At 44.7% G+C, this 23,012-nt stretch carries 12 protein-coding genes; 1 reads left to right on the top strand and 11 read right to left on the bottom strand.

The window, feature by feature from the left end; all coding sequences use genetic code 11:
* Window positions 1–51: 51 nt before the first annotated feature.
* The 6 genes from BLR84_RS01720 to BLR84_RS01695 all read right to left on the bottom strand — a co-directional run bounded on the left by BLR84_RS01720 (window position 52) and on the right by BLR84_RS01695 (window position 12,459).
* Window positions 52–1,437, bottom strand: a complete 1,386-nt coding sequence (locus tag BLR84_RS01720; RefSeq protein ID WP_090463458.1) for a glycoside hydrolase family 140 protein — start codon at window positions 1,435–1,437, stop codon at window positions 52–54.
* A gap of 191 nt (window positions 1,438–1,628) precedes the next feature.
* Entirely contained in the window at window positions 1,629–4,727 is a 3,099-nt protein-coding gene (locus BLR84_RS01715) for a DUF6298 domain-containing protein (protein WP_255366835.1), read from the bottom strand.
* A 237-nt stretch (window positions 4,728–4,964) separates the two neighbouring features.
* Window positions 4,965–6,626: a polysaccharide lyase gene (locus tag BLR84_RS01710; RefSeq protein ID WP_090463455.1), complete on the bottom strand. Its 1,662-nt coding sequence runs from the start codon at window positions 6,624–6,626 to the stop codon at window positions 4,965–4,967.
* Between the two features lie 56 nt (window positions 6,627–6,682).
* Window positions 6,683–8,491 (bottom strand): RagB/SusD family nutrient uptake outer membrane protein, encoded by a 1,809-nt coding sequence (locus BLR84_RS01705; protein WP_090463451.1) that lies wholly within the window; start codon window positions 8,489–8,491, stop codon window positions 6,683–6,685.
* Between the two features lie 12 nt (window positions 8,492–8,503).
* The gene (locus BLR84_RS01700; RefSeq protein WP_090463448.1) at window positions 8,504–11,689 is read right to left on the bottom strand and encodes a SusC/RagA family TonB-linked outer membrane protein; all 3,186 of its coding nucleotides are present in this window, start codon (window positions 11,687–11,689) and stop codon (window positions 8,504–8,506) included.
* 104 nt (window positions 11,690–11,793) lie between these two features.
* Window positions 11,794–12,459 carry a DUF3826 domain-containing protein gene (locus BLR84_RS01695; protein WP_090463445.1) on the bottom strand — a complete coding sequence of 222 codons (666 nt, stop codon included), beginning with the start codon at window positions 12,457–12,459 and terminating at the stop codon, window positions 11,794–11,796.
* 433 nt (window positions 12,460–12,892) lie between these two features.
* Here BLR84_RS01695 and BLR84_RS01690 point away from each other — a divergent pair, with 433 nt between their 5' ends.
* On the top strand, window positions 12,893–13,786 hold the full coding sequence (locus tag BLR84_RS01690; protein WP_090465686.1) for an AraC family transcriptional regulator: 894 nt from the start codon (window positions 12,893–12,895) through the stop codon (window positions 13,784–13,786).
* Window positions 13,787–13,864: 78 nt separating this feature from the next.
* Here BLR84_RS01690 and BLR84_RS01685 read toward each other — a convergent pair whose 3' ends face one another.
* The 5 genes from BLR84_RS01685 to BLR84_RS01665 form a co-directional block, all read right to left on the bottom strand.
* Entirely contained in the window at window positions 13,865–14,791 is a 927-nt protein-coding gene (locus BLR84_RS01685; RefSeq protein ID WP_090463441.1) for a dihydrodipicolinate synthase family protein, read from the bottom strand.
* A 12-nt stretch (window positions 14,792–14,803) separates the two neighbouring features.
* Complete coding sequence (locus tag BLR84_RS01680; RefSeq protein WP_090463438.1) at window positions 14,804–16,360, bottom strand: sodium:solute symporter family protein; 1,557 nt, start codon at window positions 16,358–16,360, stop codon at window positions 14,804–14,806.
* A gap of 358 nt (window positions 16,361–16,718) precedes the next feature.
* Window positions 16,719–19,118 (bottom strand): beta-galactosidase GalB, encoded by a 2,400-nt coding sequence (gene galB / locus BLR84_RS01675; protein WP_090463435.1) that lies wholly within the window; start codon window positions 19,116–19,118, stop codon window positions 16,719–16,721.
* Window positions 19,115–20,236, bottom strand: coding sequence for a glycoside hydrolase family protein (locus tag BLR84_RS01670; RefSeq protein WP_090463432.1), 1,122 nt, complete (start codon window positions 20,234–20,236; stop codon window positions 19,115–19,117). Before BLR84_RS01670 ends, galB begins: the two co-directional genes overlap by 4 nt.
* Window positions 20,237–20,248: 12 nt before the next feature.
* Complete coding sequence (locus BLR84_RS01665; protein WP_090463429.1) at window positions 20,249–23,011, bottom strand: family 78 glycoside hydrolase catalytic domain; 2,763 nt, start codon at window positions 23,009–23,011, stop codon at window positions 20,249–20,251.
* Between the last annotated feature and the right edge of the window lies 1 nt (window position 23,012).

Genomic DNA, 23,012 nt, shown 5'->3' with positions numbered 1-23,012 from the left:
CATCAATGCAAGAGCTAATAATAAGCTGATATGTTTAATTGTCCTGTTCACTTATATCGCATCAATAATGAGCACCCAGTCGTTACCGTTTGATATTTTGCCGGGCGGTTTAAATTTGATTGTTTTGGCTTTCGCGAATGTGCCGATAGCTGTAATTTGTCCGTTACGGGGATTAAACCAGGAAGCTTTGAGCTTTGTACCTTCCAGTTTATCCGTATTTACATTGATTTCCCTGCCAGTATAGGTATATAAAAAGGCGTAGTTTGTGCCACGGGTAGCGATGAGCCTGTTATACTTTTCGCCGTTATTACCGGCAATTAATGACTGATCCGGTATACGATCAAGATACGGGCGCGAAAGCATCAACTTTTTCAGGTAATCCATCTGTTTTGCACCGGGATCGTTAACCGAATTATACCAATAGCCTTTCGAGCCATATGCGCTGCCTTTATCTGTTGGTTTGTGCATTTGCATCACGTCATTATCGCCATAAGTATAACCACAGGCCCCGGCAAAAACCGACCAGTAGCCATAGCGCCTTACATCCGCAGCCGTCCAGCGGGGTAGTTTGATATCATGTAATCCGTAAGGGATTTTTTCGTACGATGGCTCGGCATCAAGCGTTGGTTTTACGGGTGATAGATTGTAATCCGTTTCCACATAGCGCCAGTTGTCTTCACCGTATTTTAAATCTTTTTTTGAAGTATCCTGTACATAAGTACGATGGCCGGACTGAAAGCAATTGAAATCTAACCAGCTTTCGTTATGAAACCATTTTGATGATTGTGTTCGTCCCCGCGGGTGGTAGGTAATGAGATGCGAGCCGTCCAAATCATGCAAAGTATTACCAATAGAATTCCAGGTTTTCCCTGAATCTGAACCGGCAATATCACCGCCATTCATCCAGATCACATTTGATCGTTCACGGTATCTTTTGGCTAAAAATCCGGCATACACTTTCGCTTTTTCAGCACCAATGTGGTTCTCTTTTACAACCGATCCCCAAACGGGTACGAGCGCCACGTACAAACCTTTTTCGGCAGCCTTGGTAATGATCCAGTCGATATGGTCCCAGTAATCATACGCCCTTCCCTTACCGAAAGTGTTGCCGGGAGTTATTTTAGGTTGAGCTATATTTTTATTGTTCAGGGCCGAATCGCCATAGGCATTGGTTTCCTTGATGCTATGCACCACCATCACCTGGATCACATTAAAGCCCTGCTTGGCGCGAGTATCAAGGTATTGTTCGGCTTCTTCCCTTTTTAATTTAGAGAATAGCAGCCAGCCGGTATCGCCTAACCAGAAAAAAGGCTTATCGCCGGCCATAAAGTAGCGATGGTTGGTGGATATGCTTAAAGGCGGCATAGTTGTTTCATTGCTTTTAAATGCAAAAAACAAACAGGCAATGGCAATTAATATGGTGGCTTTTTTAAGCATAATATAGTAACGATAGCATTTTTTAAAGTTCTCCTCTTGAAGGGGGCGCGTTGGGTTGAGTGATGGCAGGGGTGTGTTTGATCCGCGGTTTATTATCGCTTTAATAAACACAACCCTCCGCCCCTCTCAAGAGGGGAATCGCACTGCCCTATGCCCGCTTTTTTATTCTTTTATGTATTTTTTCAAATCATTTAATTACGTCTCAGCCACAAAATAGCAACCCCGTTCCCCTGTCCGTTAATTTCTGTGTTAGCGGCACCTGTTATCGTTTCTTCACCACGCAAGAGTTCGCCGGTTTTTGGATCGATCCATTGTGCTTTGTAACTGATACCAGCTGATAGATCAAGATGGATCTCACCGCTATTGCTGTAAATAATATATCCTTTTGACGATGCCAGCCCCCATTGGTCTTTTGGCGAACCGGGCAACGCAATGGGTTTCATACCGCTTGCATCAGTTAGGAAAGCTTTATTGGTACCTGCAGGCAGCACGGGTAATGATCCCCCAGCCATAAATACCGCCCAGCCGAAACGGTCATAATCATCGGCAGAAAACAATACCGCTTTATCAGGATATTTAGTGCGATACTCATGTACCGCCCGGTAAACCTGTTCAAATGATGCAGCCTTGGGTTTAAAGATCCGGGCTTGCTGGCGTGGTGCCAGGCTTTGGCCACCAATGGGTGCATAAGCCGTTCCGTTGGCCTGGTAATACCAATAACGGATGTCGATCACGTTGATAACCGAAGCAGTTGCCGGATCGGCAAGGATGGCGTCCTGTACATCCTTGGTAGCGCTTAAGCCAATAAATTGTTTCTTTTTATGCGTTGCTTCCCATTGCTTAATAGTTTCAACCCAAAACTTCATAAAATGCAGCGGACCGGTAAATTCCGCCCCGATTTGCTGGATCACCCCGGTGTTACCGGCAAAGTTGTCCATACATTTATTGATGTACGCAATGTGAAGCTTGCGCCTTGATGGATCGTTTTCGTCATAAAACTGCTCGGCCATAAACTGGCGCTTGTCACCGGCGTAAGGTACAGGCTCGGGGAAACCGGTGCCGTTAATATTGTTTGCTGTGCGCCACGGAAAGTCGGTATAATGCGCGCCAGCCTCAATAATATTATGCTGAAAATAGTTTTGATGAACCAACACCAGGCCTTTCTGATCGGCGAGATCAGCAAATTGTTTCAAGCGGCTCCAGTACCAGGTATTATATTTTGTAAGGTCGTATTTGCTTAAGCCGTCGTAAGCCAGTTCCTTTCCGCTGCGCGCGAAGGGTAGTTCATAAAACGGGGCCCAAACATCGCCATCCATCCTGCGGATGCGCTCGTGATCATCGCGGCGGCGGTCATACCATAAACCGTAATTATGCTCAAAAACTACGACATTATCTTTCCGCATCCAATCAGTTACAGCGTTCAGGTCATCAGTTAAACCTGTACCGGTTTGGCCGGGTACCCAGCGGGTGATGGCCGGTTTGGCTTCCTTTTCGGTATAATCAGGATGAACGGTGCCGCTCCACCATGGGGTTTCAAAATGCCTGCCTGTTAATACCACATTACCACGGGTTAACCAGCCGTTGGTAACAACCATTTTGGGAGCTAACGCAGCAGTTGCAGCAGTTTTGTATCCTATTTCATCAATAATTTTTGCATTTGCAGATGAAGTATTAATCGAATTTCTTTTAGGTGCCTGATCTATCCAGTTGCTGATAGTTACCGCAGGTTTCCGGGCAGCGGCCATCAGCTCAGCAGCCTGTTCAACCGTCGGGCTGCTTGATGGTTCGGTAGCCGGATACAAGATCCCGGCCTGTTTAGTTACGTCTTTATTCAGTCGGTTAGCTAATTGCGTGTAGTAAAAACTTCTTGGGCTTATGGTGCTGTTTGATGTACTCCAGTATCCATCACCGGCAAATTGTGCCCAGGTGCCAAAAGCCCAGTTTTGAGCGGTTGGAGGTTGATAGCAATCAACACGGGCGGCAGTACAATTCCAAAACAAACTATTAGCGGCGCTCCATCCGGCGCCTTGTCCGTCCTGCCCCCGGTTCATATAACTTAACGGTTGCCCATCTATATTGGCAATATCAAATAAAACACCAGATGCCCAGCTATCGATACCTCCGCTAAAGCTTAGCGAGCCTGCCGACATACATTGTACAAAAGCATTTGGTCCCGGCGCACAATATCCGGTAGCAAAATCATGAAAGCCCTGCTCAGAATATAAGCGCTGAAAAAGGTTTTGCCCGCCCATGGTTAAAAACGTGTTGCGGCGCTGCCCACCTATTTCAGAAACCGGTGCAAGTGACTTACAATCCTCAACCGTGATGCGGTTACCTGTTGGTGCAACAAATACTGCCGAACCTGCAAAATGTTCAAATGTTACCTGGCGTACCCAGGCATCACTCACGTTTTCCATGGTGATGGCCACCCAACGGTGGGCCTCGTCTTTAGCATTAGCTGTATTATATGCCGACTGTAGTTTTATATTTTCGACACCAACTTGTGCAATCCTGCCAGGCCATTGATAAGAAGCTATTAAGCCGCCTCCATAAGCCGAATCTAAAGCTGTTGTTAAAGGAGCATCAAGGGTTACCGCGTTGCCATCAACCGCAACCACTTTCCTATCCCAGTAAATATCACGCTCGCCGGGTTTCCAGGCTAAAGCGGTCAAGTCACCTCCAAAATGGTCAGTTTTTATTGTATTGATCCATGCCTGCGTACTTGGGCGGTGGATCAAAACCATGTCGCCGGTTTTAATACCTGCGCCATCGGCAATGTGCAGGGTATTGGCATTTACCGGCACATAAGCGTCGGTAATTTTAATTTCTTTAGATGTTTGCCGGTCACTTTTTCCGGTAATATGAATAAAAGTTTCCCTGTCGGTTCCGGCTGCAAATAATACAGTACCATTGGCAGCCATCCCGCTTCCCCGTAAAACAACGCCCGAAGCCTTAATTTTTAGGTTGCCGTTTACCTGGTACACGCCTTTATTGAGCAATACTGCTCCGCGGAAACCATCTTTATCGGCAGGCAAACCGGCCACGTAGTCTAAGGCAGCCTGGATCCTCAATGTACCGTCACCGGCCTTTAGGGGCACTACAACTTTTACAGGCACAAATGGGACCGGTTTTTCGGAAGCCATATACCCACAGTACGAATAATCGGGAATGCGGTCGCCGTTGGGAGCGACTGTGTAAACCAGTTTGCCGTTTTTGTCGGCAGCTACAGGCGGTTGCGGTTTAGGAGCTTTCTTTTTATCCTGCGCAAATAAGGGGGTATGCAAAAGCATCCCCCCAGTCATTAAACCAACCAAAAAATAAATCCTTATAAACCTCAATCCCCGCATTATAGCAGTTTTTTAAAATGTCATTCATTGCCGTTGGTTTTAACCAACGGTAACAGAAGCTAAAAAATCCCGGCTTTAGCCTAAATATGCAAGCTGCATTTGGGCTAAAGCCCTCTTTGTTCCCATTTAATTATTCCGTTGGTTAAAACCAACGGCAATGATCTTCTACAATGGCAGCCTTTATTTCAAAGCAGCCAGTTTCTTTTCGCCTTTGGCAGCTACCGTATTTAAATATACTTCGATATTGGTATAACCGCCACCATTTTTTGCAGGCAGCGCCGAATCGTTTTCGTCTTTAGGGTTTAAACCATGTGCCAGTTCCCAGGCATCAGGCAAACCATCATTGTCCGAATCTTTATAGGGCGTACCTTTATATTCAGGGTAACCGCCAACCTGCCATGGGGCAGTGATAATGCCAAGTTTGTACGAGTCTTTAGGCAGTTTACGCACTTTAAACTGGTAAGCGGTATCGGTTTCCATTTCCTTATAAGTGATTTTACCCGTGCGTACCTGTTCAGTGATGCGCACATCCACCGGGTCGCGTTTTGGCAATGTCGCGCCGGCGTTTGCGATGACAAATTTAAAGGCATCCTTTGCCGACATGATAGTTAACGGCGGCATAGGGAAAGGCTCGTTGGCTTTCATATAATCCTTGTACGGGCCTGCATCAGGTAACTCCTTACCGCCAGGTCCTTCAACCTGGATACCGCCGTTCCATGCATTTTTAGTAACTTCAGGATAACCTTCCATGATATTGCCTGAGGCGTAAACACGACCGAATACTTTTTCTTTCAACTTGCTCCTGCCCGATTCCGGTTTCAGGATGCGGTGGCCAACGGGCTCGTTTTTAGGTGTAACCGGCCCTGGTTTAAAGTAGTTATTGATCACGTTATAATTGGTGGTGTAATCGCCGCCGTCCATTGAGCGATGGTGCCAGTTAAATACGACGTTGTTTACAAAGTTGTAAACACCATTCCAACCAACTGATGGGTTACGGCCGGTATTATCGGCCCAAAGGTTACGCATCAATGAGCTGTTTTCGCCGCCTGTTGTTGAACCGAAAGCATGGTTCCAGTAGTCAAGCGATTCGGAATAGATACAGTTTTGGATAGTGATGTTCACAGTACCCAGTTTCTCTTCTTTCGAGCCATCGCCCGGATCAAACATATGGCGGTACATGGAAAAATTTTCGTCCAAACCCCAGCTTGCAGATACGTGGTCGGCAATGATATTACCAACCGGGTTGCCGCCTAAAGCGTCATCACGGCGGCCAACATTGGTTTCGCCGCGGCGGAAACGCATATAGCGGATTACAACGTCATGCGTGTTCACCCAAAATGATTCGCCGGCAATACAAACACCGTCGCCCGGAGCAGTTTGCCCTTCAATACTGATATATGGCGCTCTTACAATGATCGGAGTTTTGATGCGGATGATACCCGCGACGTTAAATACTACGATGCGTGCGCCACCTTTTTCACAAGCCTCACGCAAAGTACCCGGGCCGCTATCCGCTAAACTGGTAACTACATATACCTTGCCGCCACGACCTCCAAAAGTAAATTTACCACCGCCTTCGGCACCTGGGAAAGCCGGGATCTTTGCCTGAGGCAGATCGGTTGGACGCGCGGCCCATGGTACATATACTTTTCCCCGGCGCTGATCGGCCTGTATTATAGGCAGGGCAACCGCCCATGCTGAATCTGAACGACGGGTAGCCTCTTTCATCAAAGCTTCACTTTCTGCTTTAACCTTCTCCGGTATCTCCGGGTATTGGGCAAAAGCCGGTTTAGCTAAACCCAATGCCGCTGCTACTAAAAATAAAGCTGTGTGTTTTTTCATATGCTATATAATGTATTCTCTTGTTAAAGTGGCGCACCCGCCGTTCAATTAATTGATTATTGAAGCGGATCAAACGGCCCGCCCCAGGTGTTGTTTTGCTGTAAATTGACATTGTTTAACAATGCAGCCGCGGGGATGCCGAAAAAGTAATCGCCCGCCTGAACCGCGATGGTATACGAATCCAAAGTTTTTGTTTTAACAGTGAACAATGTGCTGTACATATCATCTAAAGATGCCGCTGCGGAAGCATCACGTGTACCGGTGATATAATCTTTGCCGCTCGCGTTGTTGTTAAGCGTAACTGTAAGCCCCGTCCTCTTTTTACCATTCAACGTGCTTTCGAGCAGTTTACGGCGACGAAGGTCCCAGTAACGTTTACCTTCAAAAGCAAACTCAATTTTCCGCTCGTTCATGATAGCTGTAATCATCTGGTCAGGGCTCATACCTGCGTCTAAACCATACAGGTTATCGGTACCTGCCTCAATCCCTGCACGTTTCCTGATAGCGGCAATATTGGTATAACCGGTGGTTACATTACCCAATGCGGCGGCGCATTCTGCCTGGTTTAGTAAAACCTCGGCATAACGGATCTCCATCCAATCGGTACCTACATATGGTGCATTGGCTACACTAACGTTTGGATCGATAGCTTTACGCAGGTAAAATCCGGAATTTGTTGCTGATGCAGGTTCAGTAGTTTTAACGCCCGATCCATCTGCCTTATTGTAGTAAAAGTAGGTCCACAAACGGTATGAAGTGTTACTGTTTATAGGCCAGTTACAACCATTGTATGCTATAGTTTTGTTAAACCTTGGATCGCGGTTATCAAAAAACTTTGAATCGTCATAAGCATATTTTGCTGATGCTCCCGGAGCCTTACCGTCAAGCATTGGGTATGATTTTACAATATCCCAGGTAGGTTGGTTTGAACCACCTTTAGTACCTAAATAAGCCGGACGGGTTGCGTTATCATAAGTATTGTTATTTTGGTTTTGATCGCTTGTTGACGTGTTAAAACCGGTAACCAAAATAGCTTCAGGGTTGCTGCCACTTTCGGTAAACCACATGTTATCGTACGATGGGTTTAAACCGTAATTATTGGCGGTCAGGATCTGCATTGCCTTATCATTTGCATCAGCAGCGGTTTGCCAGCGTGCGGCATCATTGCTTGGATTAAACTGAGGACTTGCATAGGTCAACAACACTCTGCCTTTAAATGAGGCAGCAGCTGCCGATGTGATCCTGCCGTAATCACTTCCGTTCCATTTTGCGGGCAGGTATTTGATACAGCTGTCGAGGTCGCTCACAATTTGTTTAAAGCACTCAGAAGTTTTGTTACGAGGCAATAAGGCCGCGTTTTTGGCATCCTGGCCAATGGCATCCAGCGGTTTTAATACCAGCGGAACACCACCGTATAGCCTTACCAGATCGAAATACCGGAAGGCCCTCCAAAAATAAGCCTGTGCTTTATACCTGTTTTTGGTAGAAGCCGGTAAAGTACTGGCATCAAGGTCCTGCAGGGTTTGGTTAATGTTACGGATACGGCCGTAGTTATTGGTGATGTTTACCGATGTACCGATATCACCAACGGTTTCAATAGTAACAGTTCCTTTTACAAAAGCGTTATCACTGTAAAATTCGTCGCACTTATCACCGCCGCCGCCTATAGCTCCGCCGGTGTCGCCAAACCAACCCGGCTGATTAGCAGTGTACAGGTAATTGATGTTTAATATAGCAACCGTTGAGTCATTAAATACCTGGCTTGGGGTGCTATGGGTAAGATCCTCTTTATCGAGCACCTTTTTACAGTTTGTAAACAGGGCTGATACGATCAAAGCTGCAAATATGGTTTTAAATAATTTCATGTCTTTCAAAGTTTAGAAGCCTAAGTTTAAACCAAAAGATACTGTACGTAAGTTCGGATATGCACCAAATGGTGATGAAATGTCACGATAATGATCAGGGAACGGGTTTACAAAGTTGATTGGGTTTGTAGCTACCACATATGCCCTTATGCTTGACATGCCGAGCCTTTTGGTTAAACCAACAGGCAGGGTATAGCTTAAATTAGCGCTGGAAATATTCCAGGTAAAGGGACTAACAAACCAGAAATCACTTGTAGCACTCACATCGTCTGAATAATAAGGATCGGGATATTTAGCATTTGGGTTAGATGGGGTCCAGTGGTCGGTCCAAAATACCGGCCTGTTCTGGTTAGCTGTAGCCTGTTTAATGGCCGCGCTCTCAATTGACTGGTTACCACCCCAGCTCATGCCCATCACCACATTTAAGCTTAAAGTTTTGTATGTGCCGCCAAAGTTCAGACCAAGATTGTAGTGGTTTGATGCTTTATGACCTAAATAAAACTGATCATTAACATCATTTTGTTTGATGATACCATCGCCATTTTTATCAACATAGTTGATCATACCGGGAGACGGAGTATAACCGAAGATCTTAACGTTTTGCGCACCACCGGCGGCGGCAGCCCTTTGGGCAATGATAGCATCAGCATCGGCTTGTGTACGGATGATACCAAGCGATTTGTAACCCAGTGTACCGGGATCACCTGATTTACCAGTCAAATCCTGGATGGTACCAACCTGTGCGGCAGCGATATCATATTTGATATATTTATTATCGCTCCAGGCAAAGAACGGGCTGAAACTATAACTGAAGTTTGATCCTATCTTATCCTTCCAGCTTGCAGAGATCTCGTAACCGAAAGTATTGATGATGCCATAGTTTTCGGCAGATGGCGCTGCACCAATAGTTACCGGAACAGAGGTGTTTAATGAAGCAAGCATGTCATAGCGGTGCTCCCAGAAATAATCTGCAGAAACTGATAAGCGGTTATTCAGAAAAGCAGCATCCAAACCGTAGTTCGTTTTTAAGTCGTGGTCCCAGGTTAAATTAGCGTTAGGGATAGCGATATTTAACAGCGCACCCAAACCCCTGTCGCCATTGCCACCGAAAACCGCGCCGCCTTTGTTACCGGTACCAAACTGGTAGTTAACCGCGTATAAGTACGATGGTGTATTATCAGAACCCAGCAAACCAACCGATCCCCTGAATTTCAGCAGATCAACAAAGCTTACTGATTTAAAGAAATTTTCTTTTGAAAGCACCCAGCCTACTGAAGCGGACGGAAAATATCCCCATTGATGGCCCGGCGCAAAGTTGGTATTAGCATCCGCTCTCATGGCCAGTTCAACCAGGTATTTATCGGCATAAGCATAATTTACCCTGCCAGCAACAGCCTTACGGCCATATTCTTTTACCAAAGTAGCCTGGTTTGATGACTGATCGCCGGTGGTGAAGTTCTGGTTGTCTTTTCCGCCCACAATTACTCCGATGACCTCAGCTGCCACACCTTCGCTATATGATTCGTACTGCTCATATAATGCCAGCGCAGTAATTTCATGTGCACCAAACTTTTTGTGATAAGTGAGGTTCGCGTTGAACTGGTAATTATCGGCCAGTGACGGGGTAAGGCGAACCTTGTCACCATTTTTTATGGCTTTTACGCCTACTACAGTCCCTCCCGGAATATGGTTGTTATCCCCTTCGCCGGAATATTGATTGTAATAAAATGTTGAGCCATATTGCTTGTTGAAAGCATTATTTATGTTACGGTTATAGCTTACATTGGCCGTTAGCCCGCTAATACCCGGAATTTCATAACTCAAATTGGCTAAACCATTAAATATGGTATTATTATTACCTGTGTAGTTATTGGAGTTTTGAACAGCAAAAAAGTTAAGGTTATCGTTATTGCTGGTTCCTAAGTATACAGGGTGTCCGTCAATAAAATATTTTTGCCATGGTGGTGCCTGGTTAAGCGACAGAAAGTCGTTGTCCGGACTTTCACTGGTGCTTGAAAGCTTATACCAGTATATTTTGCTTTTGGCGAGATCTTCGCTCAATGACAATGACAGTTTTAAGCCTTTTGCCACCTTTGCATCAACACTCGCCCTAAACCCAAAGCGGTTGGTATTTACACCTTTAAAGTTAGAGTTTTGATTTACATAGTTAGCACCTGCAAAATAAGTCACCTTGTCGTTACCGCCTGTTATGCTAAGCGCGTTACGGGTTGTTACTGCCGGTTTAAATGCCTGCTCCAAAAAATTTTGATTATTAGCTTTGAAATAGTCAAGCTCATCAGGCGTGTAATATTTTAAATCTTTATTGCTTAAATCGCCGTTGATATAACCTTCGGGAGTGATGGTATGGTTATACCTTGTTTGCTCAACATCATTTAAATAGGTAGCCATCTGAAAGCCCGACATCATTTTAGGCAATTGAATGGCATCGGCCACACCAACAGAGGAGCTAAAGCTCACCTTTGGCCCGCCGGCCTGGCCACGTTTGGTTGTTACAACAATAACACCGTTCGCGCCCAAAATACCGTAAATGGCCGCTGCAGCATCCTTCAGTATCGAAATGTTCTCAACCTCGCTTTGATCAAGCAGGTTGAAATCTGATTCGGTACGCTGCACGCCATCAATGATATATAAGGGTGTAGTACTGCCGCCATTTTTTGCCAGGAAAACAGGGTTACGGATAGTGATTGTTCCGCTTTGGCCCGGCCTTGCAATACCTCCGGTTACACTAACCGCGGCATTTGTTCCGCGTAGCGCGGCCGCAAGGTTGGTAGTAGGGATATCCTGAATAGCTTTCATATCCACAGGCGCAACCGCACCCGTTAAGTGGATCTTCTTTTGGGTACCGTAACCTACTACTACCACCTCGTCAAGGGCATTTTGTGATGGCATCATTTTAAAATCGGCATTCATTTCGCCAATTTTCAATGATTTTTCCTGGTAATTGTACCCAAGAAACTTAGCTCCAACCACAATAGCTTGCAGGTTAGTAGCCTTAATTGAATATTTACCATCGGCATTGGTAATAGTGCCGGTGGTGCTGCCTTTTACCTGGATGGCAACTCCCGGCAAAGGAGCACCTTTTTCGTCCACAACAGTACCTGTTATGTTACGATCCTGGGCTTTTAGCGCACTGCCTATGCACAGCAACACCGAAAGTAAGAGGAAAAGTTTTCTCATAAACTTGATAATTTAATTTTCATGATCAGGTTAATTAATTGGTATAATTGGTTTGCCCGGCTAAAGCTTATATCATGATACCGGGAATATTAGGTTAGTTCAAATTATTGTTTTGCGGCTTGCCGCTCCTTGATCCTTTTTTGCCATTCTTCCCCCTCCTTTTTCATATCATAGCCTTGTGCAGACAGATAGTTATTAATGCGGCCCTTAAACTTGCCAAACCACGCATGTTTTTTTTCCGCCGATTCTGCATCTATCGCGTTCTCCCTTGCTTCCAGCAGCCACCCTTTTATCTTACCTTTTTGTTCTTCGGTAAGATTAGGGATTTCGTCCTGGTAGGCAGTGTAGGTAATGGGATAGATGCGATAGGTCATGCCGTCTTTTATCTTGTCAACCTCATCGGCACTTACCTCTTTGTTCAGCTTTTTGATATATGAAGCATGTAGTACTTTAACCTGCTTTACCGCATCGCTGTCAACAAGGGCAATTTTGGCGTTGGCCCCGGCTTTATCGTCACCCATTTGCGTTTTGATATCGTTCACTTTTGTTTTACGGGCATCATAAACGGCATTCAAACCGCTGTACTGCGCAACCACAATATCACGTACCTTTTTAAATTTCACCGAATCGGTAATGCCGGCCCCCGTAACAATTTTGTTTGCGCGTTCGGTAATCACCTTTATATAGTTATTATCGGTTGCTGTTTGTGCAAAAGCTACGTTGCCTGCAACTGATAATAACAATATTGCTATATATTTAAAGTGTTTCATGGTTGTTTCAATTGGTTAAATTCTTTATACAGCTTATCTAAAGCCTTCAAAAAGTTTATAATATACTGCCATTTTTTACTTAATTAATTGTTTACATTACAATTAATTAAGTATTAAAATCTTGTCAGTTCTAAAAGCCTGATAAAAAGTATAATTAATTTTATTGGTTTATTCCCTGGTATCTTGCAGCCTGATTTACAAGTTGCTTTAACAAATATCAATGGTTAGCCTTTGCGTTTCCTGTTTGTATTTATCCATTTATTATACAATCTTATCATAAGCTATTTTTCCTGTTCAGCTAAATTTTTGTCAAAAGAAAATTACATTGCTGCAAATTCGGTTTAATTAAAAATTGCTACTTTTAAAAATATAAACCGACGAGGCGCGCACCTAATTGCCGACCGGCCTGCTAACCTTTATTGATTTTTACAAAATGAAGCCCCATTTTCTCAAGGTTGCGGTAAAACCGCAAAATTCATTCAGTATCAGGCACGATATTTTGCCCACCTTCCGCGGCATCTGGCACTACCATCCTGAGCTTGAATTACACTTCGTAATCAAGGGCGAAGGGGTTAGGTTTATTGGTGATAATATCAGCAATTTTTCGCCTGGCGAAATTACATTGCTTGGTGAAGCCCTCCCGCACTGCTGGCGGTGCAAGGATGAATACTTTTTGCCCGAATCCGGATTGAATGTTGAGGTAATCGTAATCCATTTTTTGCCAGACTGTCTCGGTCGTTACCTGTTAAATTTACCCGAAGCATTCATGTTGCCCAAACTTTTTGAAAAGGCCAAAAGTGGTATGGTCATCAAGGGCGAGGCAAAAACCGAGTTGGCCAAACTGATGCGGCAAGCGGTTGAGGCTACTAATCTCGACAGGATCATTATCCTGCTTTCGATATTAAAAGTGCTGGCCGAAAATGAAGACTTTGAACCGATAACACTGTCGCACAGTGACTTTCACCAATCCAACGAATCAGATACCATCCGCCTCAATAAAGTATGTTCATATACACTGGCCAATTATAAACAGGAGATCAGCCTGGAAAAAATAGCCGCTATTGGCAACCTGAGCGTTACCTCCTTTTGTCGATATTTTAAGCTGATGACCAAGAAAACTTATTTTGATTTTTTAACCGAGATCAGGATCAGTCATGCCTGCAGGTTTTTGATAGAAGATAAATTGCCTACCGAGGTTTTGTGCTTTGAATGCGGCTATAATAATATTTCAAACTTTTACCGGCACTTTAAAAGGGTTACCGGCATGACCCCGCTTGAATATAAACGCCGGTATATTAAAGGACAAAAGCAGGCAATTTCTGCTTGATTTAGTGAAGTCTTAAGTTGTTAGTCAGAAGTCTGAAGTAAAAATAAAAAAGCATGACTTCTTACTTTCGACTTAAGACTAATAAATACCTATCTCGCTTTGCAGTGCGGTATAGTTACTGTACAGATCTTCTATTTTGTTACGGATAGCCTGCGAAAAATACCCAACATCGCGGCGCGTTATAGTAGTTATTTTTAAACCCCGTTTGGTAAGATAATATTTAGCAATAACCGGATAAACATTGTGCATTACGTCCATATTTTCGGTTAAAAACTCTTGTACCATGGCCACCTCGTGCTGGCGCGATGCATCGGCGTAATGATCACACAACCAAACAATAAGCTCCGGAAAAAAATTCCCCTGGATACAGGATAAACCTGCCGAACCAGCTTTCAGCGATTCAACCGCATGGACCATGTAGGCATCATACAAACCAAAAGCCGGATTAATTTTACTCGCCTCCAGTTTCTGTTTTACCATATCCAGGTTAAGGCAGGTATCTTTATGATATATTACCCTGCCGGTGACAGCAAAGTGATGAAGCTGTTCTGCCGATAATAACCTCTTGTATGGCACCGGACATTCGTAAAAACCCAAAGGGATTTTTTCGGTTTGATCGAACAGCTCAAATACGCGGTCGCTAAGTGTAGTATCCGGCTCATCAACATCGGCCAGTAAACTTGTAATGGCAATTACCGCCGAAGTGCCCGTATCATACACCCGTTTTATAAAGTCGGCTTGTTTTTCAATTGGGCCACCAAAAGTGCCGGTGGCTACAACCGGAACAGCGCCATCAACAGTTTCAACCACATGTTTGATTATTGCCAGGCGCTCTTCGCCGCTCAGTTCAAACATTTCACTCGACAGGCAATTGGCAAATACACCGGCAGCACCGGCATGCAGGTACATTTCGGTTAAACGGGTTAGCGCTGCATAATCAACCGCACCGTTATCTTTAAAAGGCGTTAACATTACCGGGATAAAACCCTTTTTTGATTGCTCCATTTGATGATTAAATTAAACTGTTAACTGCCTTGTTTTGGTTAAGAATATCCCTGTTAAAAATATGGCCAATGTGCCTGCAACAATGATCATATTGGTATTCAGCGTACTGCGCAGGGCAGCGTATTGTTCTGGAATGAGGGCCGGAAAAGTAAGCCAAAGAATCACCAAAACACCTATGATACTGGCAATAATAGCCTCGTGGTTACGGGTTTGTCTGCTGATAATCCCCAACAAAAACAAACCAAGCATGCCCGCCGCGAAAATCCCCGAAAGCTGCCACCATAATTCGAGGATGCTCTTTACCCCTATCATGGCTATGCCCGCCGCCATACCTGCAAACCCAAAAAGCACAGTACCGATATGCAATGCATTCAGCGTATCTTTTTCGTTGAGCTGTGGTTTAAAATATCTTTTGTAGATATCAATGGTAAATACGGTAGCCGATGAGTTCATGCCCGAACTGATGGTGCTCATGGCCGCCGACAAAATGGCGGCTACGATAATACCAACCAGGCCCGCAGGAATTTTGGTGACCATGAAATGCGGCATGATCTTATCACCATAATCGGCAGGCGTAAGTTTGCCCATAAATGCGGTAACCTCATTTGCCGTAGCAGTTGCAGGCAGGCGTTCAATAGCTACCTGATGTTTAAGGATTAAGATCAGATCCGGGTGCTGGCTGTAATACGCATATAAGCATGAGCCTATTACAAAAAACAGGAAAGATGCCGGCACATAAATACCAACACAAAGCCATACCGATTTTGCTGCCTGTTTGGTAGATGTAGCCGCATGATACCGCTGGATATAATTTTGATCCATCCCAAAGTTATTGAGATTGATAAAGAAACCGTAAAACAGGATCACCCAAAATGTTGGCTCGGTAAGGTTAAGCGAAAAACTGCCCAGGCTGAATTTATGATCGGCTTTGCCAATTTCTACAATCTTACCAAAACCGCCGGGAATGCTGTTTACCACCAGGTAAATGATCAGCAGGGCCCCCAAAGTTTTAATGATGGCTTGAACAACCTCTGTCCAGATCACGGCTTTGATGCCGCCGGATACCGTATACAGGACAATGGAGATCCCCATTACAATCATGATGGTTTTCATAGATAGGCCAGTAAGTGCCTGCAAACTCAGCGCGATGCCAAAAAACACAGAACCCATACGGGCGATCTGCGTAAGCAAAAAACAAATAACCGCGTAAACCCTTGCCCAGGGGCCAAAGCGTTTTTCAAAATGTGTATATGCTGATATGTTGCCGGTGTTACGATAAAATGGTATAAAATATTTAACCGCTATCCAGGCTGCAAAAGGCATGGATAAGCTAAATACAAAAGCGTTCCAGTTGCCGCCGTAGGCTTTGCCCGGTACTCCCAAAAAGGTGTTACTGCTTAAAAAAGTGGCATAAATAGATAAACCGATAGCCCAGCCCGGTATTAAACCGGATGCAACGGTAAACTGCTCTGCATTTTTATTTTTACGCGAAAAATAAAAACCCACCAGCACCATGGCAATAAGGTAAATACCTATAATGGTAAAATCTAACACGGGCAACACTTTCATGCGTTTATCGGGTGGTACAGTAAATTTAGTATTATGGTTTAAAATTGCATAACAAATGTAATCTACTAGTGTTAGTCTTTACTGTAATATTTTCGCCGGCTATTGTAGGATATTATCTTCAACGGAAAGGATATCAAACAGAAAATAAAAAAGCACGGTCGAGCGTCCACGCCCGAGTGTTGTCTTTTTTCGAGCGTCCATGCTCGCGTAATAATCAAAGAGGTAAGCGTGGACACTTACTTGAACCATAATTCAAGCGAAAGACGCTTGAACTTGCGATTATATATTAGAATGCAACAGTCCTGCTCTTACGAGAAGAATCGCACAAACCCGCACTTTTCCGTAAGGTAATGACTCATTAACGCGCGCTTTCAATAATTAAGCGGGCAGACTGTAGCCCATCGGCAGCAGCCTTAATAATAATTTCCCCTGCAACAGATTTAGATTGAATAATAGCCAGCCCCAAACCGTTAAATACACGATGCTGATTGGATACAAATGGTTCCAGATCTGTTTGCGAACCATTATCAACAGCTTTCAGGATTCCCCGCCCCGTTACTTTAAATTTAACCAATTGATTGGCATCGGGCACCGGAACGTTATTTTTATCCAAAACAGATACGGTAATGTATGACAGGTCTTTTCCATCGGCTTTAATTTTGCTTCTGTCGGCCTTTAACTGTATTTTATAAGGTGCGCCTGCTGTAACTACCTGCGTGGTCATAACTACTTCACCATTACGGCGGGATACCGCTTTCAATATTCCCGGCTCATATTTTACACGCCACATTACATGCAGGTCGTCACCGTTCTTTTTCTTAACCCCAATCGATTTCCCATTTAAAAAAGCCTCTACCTCATCAGCATTATTGTAATAGGCCCAAACGTCAATCAGCTGGCCAGGTTTCCAGTTCCAGTGCGGAAAAATATGTAAAACAGGTTTGCTTGTCCACTCGCTTTGATACATGTAATACACATCCTTGGGGAAGCCGGCCAAATCAACAATACCAAAGTATGAACTGCGGGCCGGCCACAGATATGGAGTTGGTTCGCCAATGTAGTCGAAGCCCGTCCACACAAAAAGTCCCGAAAGAAAATCATATTCCTTGATGATCTTCCAGGTTTCCTCGTGCGTTGAGCCCCAATAAGCCGATACATTATCGTAGGCCGATACAGTAAAATCGACATTGCCATCCTTCAAAGGCGTTTTACCATCCTTTGGCCAGCGCCTGATACTATCCGATGGCATATCATAATGCCCGCGCGTTGCCAGTGCCGACATATTTTCGGTACCGATAATTTTTTGACCAGGATAGTTTTTCTGAAAATCGGCATATACTTCCTGGTGGTAGTTTAGCCCAACCAGGTCGAGCGCACCCGACTGGTAAATGAAATTCCTTTTAGGATCAGCATCGCTTAATGCTGATGTAACGGGCCTTGTGCTATCCAGTTGCTTTACAATTTTTACCAGTTCGCGGCCTATGCTTACACCTGTGCTATCAAATTGCTCCCTGATCTCGTTGCCGATGCTCCAGGCAAAAATGGATGGGTGGTTCCGGTCGCGTAAAACCTGGTCTTGCAAGTCTTTTACGTGCCACTCTCCCCAATCCTCGTGGTAATCATGTTTGCTCTTTTTCTTCTTCCACATATCAAAGGCTTCATCCATTATCAGGAAACCCATTTTATCGCATAGGTCGAGCAATTCGGGTGCTGGTGGATTATGCGCGGTACGAATAGCATTACAGCCCATATCTTTTAAGATCTGCAATTGACGCTCAATGGCGCGTACGTTAACAGCCGTACCTAAAGCACCCTGATCATGATGCAGGCAAACGCCAAGAATTTTCATCGATACGCCGTTCAGACTAAAGCCTTTATCAGCATCAAAGCTAAAATAGCGAACACCTATAGTTGTGGTATAATCATCAATAACCTGATCAGCAGCTATCAATTGCAATTTCACTTTGTACAGGCACGGATGATTCACCGACCACAATTGAGGATTGTTTAACTGGATACCCTGCTGTATTACAGTATCTTTTACAGCGCTCACTGTAGCGCCGACAACCTCACCCTTAGCATCCAAAATAGAAGCTTTGAGTTTCAATTCGCGATTAACAGAACCAGGTAAAACCGTACGGATATTTATCGTCGCATTTTGCTGACCAACCTGCGGCGTAGTTATAAATGACGACCATTGCGGCAGATAGGTTTTATTCGTAGTAGTTAACCATACATTGCGGTAAATGCCCGAACCTGTATACCAGCGTGAATTAGGCTGATCGCTGTTATCTACCCTAACCGCGATCACATTTTGCCGCGCTCCAAACTTGAGATAAGGCGTTAAATCATACCTGAACGAAATATAACCATTGGGCCTTTTACCTAAATAATGCCCGTTGATCCAAACTTCGCTGTTGTGGTAAACGCCGTCAAAATCAATAAAAACGTTTTTGCTTTTTGACGATGCAGGGATCACAAAGTTTTTGCGGTACCAGCCTGTACCAGCAGGCAAACCGCCTTCGGCTTGGGTAGTTGGGTTTTTACCGTCGAATTTCCCTTCAATACTCCAATCATGCGGAAGATCAAGTTTACGCCAGCGACTGTCGTCATATTTTGCTTGTTTGGCAGTAGTATCATCGCCCAAGAAAAACTTCCAGCCGGTATTGAAATTTTCTGTTTTGCGTGCGTTTTGAGCAGATGCAAAATCAACCACGAAAAACATTAAAAACAGTGCATATAGATAACAGAGCCTCATTTTGATTTGCTTTTCTTAACAGGAGGGGCAACAAAGTTCAATTCGCTTTTACCCAGATCTTTTGAGGTAGCCACAGCTATGCCCCGCTGATCAGCTTTGTTTACGGCACAATAAAAATGGTAAACCACGCCTTTATACTTCACAACGCATGATTTATGGGCAAACATATTATCATAAGGTTCGGATGACTGAATAAGCTTTTCGCCTGTCCAATCTGTCCAGTGTACCAGATCATACGAGCAAGCAAAGCGGTTAAACACACCCGGGTCACCGGTTTTCCAAAAGGCACCGAAATAGAACATGACATACACATTTCCTATCTGCTGGATGTAGGGATCGCCGGTAATGCCATCGCCGTGGTTAAGCACCGGGTCTTTTCCAAAACGTTGCCAGTGCAGCATATCGTCAGATACAGCCATACCAATCCGCTCGGCACCACGCTTTTTATTTACGCTGTCGCCATTGGCATTATAATACATAATGAAAGGGTGACCGGTCAGCTTCTTTTTATCCCAAACCAAGGTTTGCTTATATTGGGTATGGTTATCCCACCAGCTTACATCTTTATCGATGCTTGACAGCACAGGATGATCTAATCCCCGCCATTCATGCACCGTACCCGGATTCTTATCAGTAGAAGCTACGCTTATTGACAATAAGCCTTTTTCATATCCCTTACTTTGCCCCCCGAAATACGATAACCAATATTTGCCGTTATATTGTTGCAGCTTATAACTTCCGCCCCATTTATAATCCTGCAGGCCTACATAGCCTGCTTTTTGGTTATTGTCCCACCGGGTGGTATCGTCAGAGAACGAGAGGATGCGGCCGCGGGTTTTCCAGTGCAGCAGGTCCTTACTATCGGCCAGCCAGGTTTCATAACCTCGGCCGTTAAAAATAATATAACTCATATACCAGCTATCGTCCTGACGAAAAACCGTAGGGCAGTCGGCTTTTTGACTATTATCTTCGGGCGCTATTACCAGGCCATATTTATGAGGTGTTTTTACCTGTTTGTAAATGCTTTTCATCACCTTTTCGGGCACCTCCTGTGCGTGTGCCTTCAGCAGTAAAAAAACGCAAATGAAAAGTGTAAAGGGTTTAAAAATGCTTTTCATGTTGATTTAATATTATTTGGCAATGAATGTATAATTACCCGAACCGGCTTTTATTTCCGCTTTTCCATCGTGATAACCGACGAACTTAAGATCGTGCCTTGCTTTGATATTTTGCCCATCCACCATAATTACAGCAGTATTTTTAGCAGGCAGATAAATGCTTGCCATAGTATTTGCGGGAATGCTCACCTCCAATTTAAACTGTCCTTTTTCCTTTTTCCAGCTGCTAATGATGCTGCCATACGGCGATTTGTAATTGGCCTTAGCCCAGGTAACATCACCCACAGTTTCGGGCCGGATCTCGATTTTATTAAATGCGATAGCATCATCCGCAGGTCGGATTCCGGCCAAACCACGGTAAAACCATTCCATCAAATGCCCTAACATAAAATGATTATTAGATACCGAAGTAAGTGCAGCCCATGATTCGGTTAAGGCTGTAGCACCATGGGCAAGCTGGTAACCATAGCCCGGCACATCGGCACGACTATTCATATCATAGATCACATCCGACCGGCCTTCATCATCCAACACACGCAGCAGGTAACGGTAACCAATATCACCGGCGGTAAGTGCATTGCCACGATCGCGGATGTCTTTTACAATGTTATTTACAACCGCCTTTTTGTATTGCGGTTCAACCAGTTCAGCATAAACAGACATAGCATTAGCAGCCTGACTGCCTGTGCCGTATTGTTTGGTGTCGGCATTAAAAAACTTTTGATTGTAAGTCTGTTTAACTTCGGCAGCCAGTTTTTTGTATGATGCGGCATCATCAGTTTTGCCGAGCAGGGTTGCTATTTTACCGGCGAGATCCAGATCATAATAATACAGCGAAGTAGCTGTAATACCCTGCGGCGTTAGCTGCGAAACGCCGGGAGGGTTCGGGCCGAGGTCATACCAATCGCCCAGGCCCTGGTACAGTAAATGTTTTTGAGATTTTTTATCCAGGTAGGCGAGGTACCGTTTGATCATGTCATAGTTTTGGGCAAGCACCTCTTTATCGCCATACCATTGATACACATACCAGGGCAGGATCACCGCGTTGCTCCCCCACTCCGGCGAATCGCGGAAAGGTTCGTCAAACATCACGTACTCGGGCGAGATCTCGGGGATCAGCCCGTCTTCGGTTTGCGAGATACGCATATCATTGATACACTTGCGCGCCAAACCTACTATGTCATAATTGTAATGCAGGGAACTGCCAACCAAATGCGCTTCTTCCAGCCAGCCCAGCTTTTCGCGGTGAGGGCAATCGGTAAATACGCTGGCCATATTGCTTTTCATGGCCCAGTCAATCAGCTTAAAAGTTTTATTGAACAGTTGGTTTGAGCAGGTGAAACTACCCACAGTTTCAGCGGCGTTACGGGTGTGCAAGCCTTTGATGCCAACAATTATGGGCAATTGCTGATTGTTAGCTTCATTTTGAGGAACAGCGCCCTGAACCTGAAAATACCGGAACCCATAATAGGTAAATAGCGGGTGCCACGTTTCAAGCCCATCGCCCTTTAAAACGTAGTTATAATAATGTGGACTGCCGGAGGCCTTTTGATTTACGCTGCCATCTTCATTCACGAGTTCAGCCGGGACAATCCTCACCGTATCGCCCTTTTTACCCCTAACGCTAATTTCAGGGATCCCCGAAAAATTTTGACCAAGATCGTAGATCCATGCACCGTTAGCGAGTTGCTTTTTATTTTGTGGCTTCAACTCCTGCATGATTTTCAAAGGTTCGGCCATTTGCGCGTTTAACTGCGGCACGCCATCTACCTTAACCACACTTCGCCATTTTGAATCGTCAAAATTATTGGTATCCCAATCGGGTTGTTCGAGGTTGGCATTATAATCCTCGCCCCCATAAATACTACTAAAAGTAACCGGTGAAGGAGCAGTTTTCCAGGAGCCATCACTTACCACATTGTCAACTTTACCATTATCATACTCCAGCATTAAACGGCAAATCATTTTAGGATAGCCGAAAGCACCGGTTAGCTTGCGGTAACGCCTGTCACGTGGGATATAATAAAACCCGTTGCCCAGCATTACGCCAAGGGTATTCTTACCGGCAATGAGTTGACTGGTTACATCAAAAGGCACATACAATGCCTGCTTATCATATTTTGTCCATCCGGGATCAAGAAAATGATCGCCCACTTTTTTACCGTTCAGGCTTAATTCAAAATGTCCTAATCCGCATAAATAAAGCGTGGCTTTTTTTAGCTTGCCTTCCACATTAAAGGCTTTGCGCATCAAAGGCAAAACATCATTAGCAGCACCCAGTTTTTTAGGTCCCTTGCCATGATAAAATGGCACAATGGCCGATGAATCGGGCAATTTATCATAGGCTATCCAATCTGCGCCATGCCAGTCGGCCTTTGTGAGCAAACCCATTTGCCAGCTGGCGGTACTGCTCCATGCAGATGCTTTGCCATGATTATCCCAAACCATTACCTTCCAGTAATAAGTTTTGGCAGCCTGCATTGGCTTACTATTGCAGGATATTTGCAACGAGGAACTTGAGGGCACTTTGCCCGAATCCCAAATATCGGCGTTGTCATTTGTAAGCTGAGTTGCGTCATCAGCTACCAAAACCCGGTAAGCCCTTTGCATTACATTGCGGGCATCGCTTTGCATTTGCCAACTGAGTTTTGGCTTGAGCGATTCAATACCCAGCGGGTTTGTTTTGTACTCGCATTGCAGGTTAAGCACCTTCGGGCTTTGAGCAAAAGCGCCGAAAGGAAGCAGCAGAAACAACAGGCAGATCTTTCTTTTCATT

Source organism: Mucilaginibacter sp. OK268 (genome assembly GCF_900103125.1).
In the GTDB taxonomy this organism is placed as follows: domain Bacteria; phylum Bacteroidota; class Bacteroidia; order Sphingobacteriales; family Sphingobacteriaceae; genus Mucilaginibacter.
The sequence above is the reverse complement of the archived record's forward strand: the minus strand, read 5'-3'. Positions and strand labels throughout refer to the sequence as shown.

Excerpts from the sequence above, each read along its gene's own strand:
- BLR84_RS01720 (WP_090463458.1), bottom strand. The coding sequence starts at position 1,437 with ATGCTTAAAAAAGCCACCATATTAATTGCCATTGCCTGTTTGTTTTTT.
- BLR84_RS01715 (WP_255366835.1), bottom strand. The coding sequence starts at position 4,727 with ATGCTTTTGCATACCCCCTTATTTGCGCAGGATAAAAAGAAAGCTCCT.
- BLR84_RS01710 (WP_090463455.1), bottom strand. The coding sequence starts at position 6,626 with ATGAAAAAACACACAGCTTTATTTTTAGTAGCAGCGGCATTGGGTTTA.
- BLR84_RS01705 (WP_090463451.1), bottom strand. The coding sequence starts at position 8,491 with ATGAAATTATTTAAAACCATATTTGCAGCTTTGATCGTATCAGCCCTG.
- BLR84_RS01700 (WP_090463448.1), bottom strand. The coding sequence starts at position 11,689 with ATGAGAAAACTTTTCCTCTTACTTTCGGTGTTGCTGTGCATAGGCAGT.
- BLR84_RS01695 (WP_090463445.1), bottom strand. The coding sequence starts at position 12,459 with ATGAAACACTTTAAATATATAGCAATATTGTTATTATCAGTTGCAGGC.
- BLR84_RS01690 (WP_090465686.1), top strand. The coding sequence starts at position 12,893 with ATGAAGCCCCATTTTCTCAAGGTTGCGGTAAAACCGCAAAATTCATTC.
- BLR84_RS01685 (WP_090463441.1), bottom strand. The coding sequence starts at position 14,791 with ATGGAGCAATCAAAAAAGGGTTTTATCCCGGTAATGTTAACGCCTTTT.
- BLR84_RS01680 (WP_090463438.1), bottom strand. The coding sequence starts at position 16,360 with ATGAAAGTGTTGCCCGTGTTAGATTTTACCATTATAGGTATTTACCTT.
- galB (WP_090463435.1), bottom strand. The coding sequence starts at position 19,118 with ATGAGGCTCTGTTATCTATATGCACTGTTTTTAATGTTTTTCGTGGTT.
- BLR84_RS01670 (WP_090463432.1), bottom strand. The coding sequence starts at position 20,236 with ATGAAAAGCATTTTTAAACCCTTTACACTTTTCATTTGCGTTTTTTTA.
- BLR84_RS01665 (WP_090463429.1), bottom strand. The coding sequence starts at position 23,011 with ATGAAAAGAAAGATCTGCCTGTTGTTTCTGCTGCTTCCTTTCGGCGCT.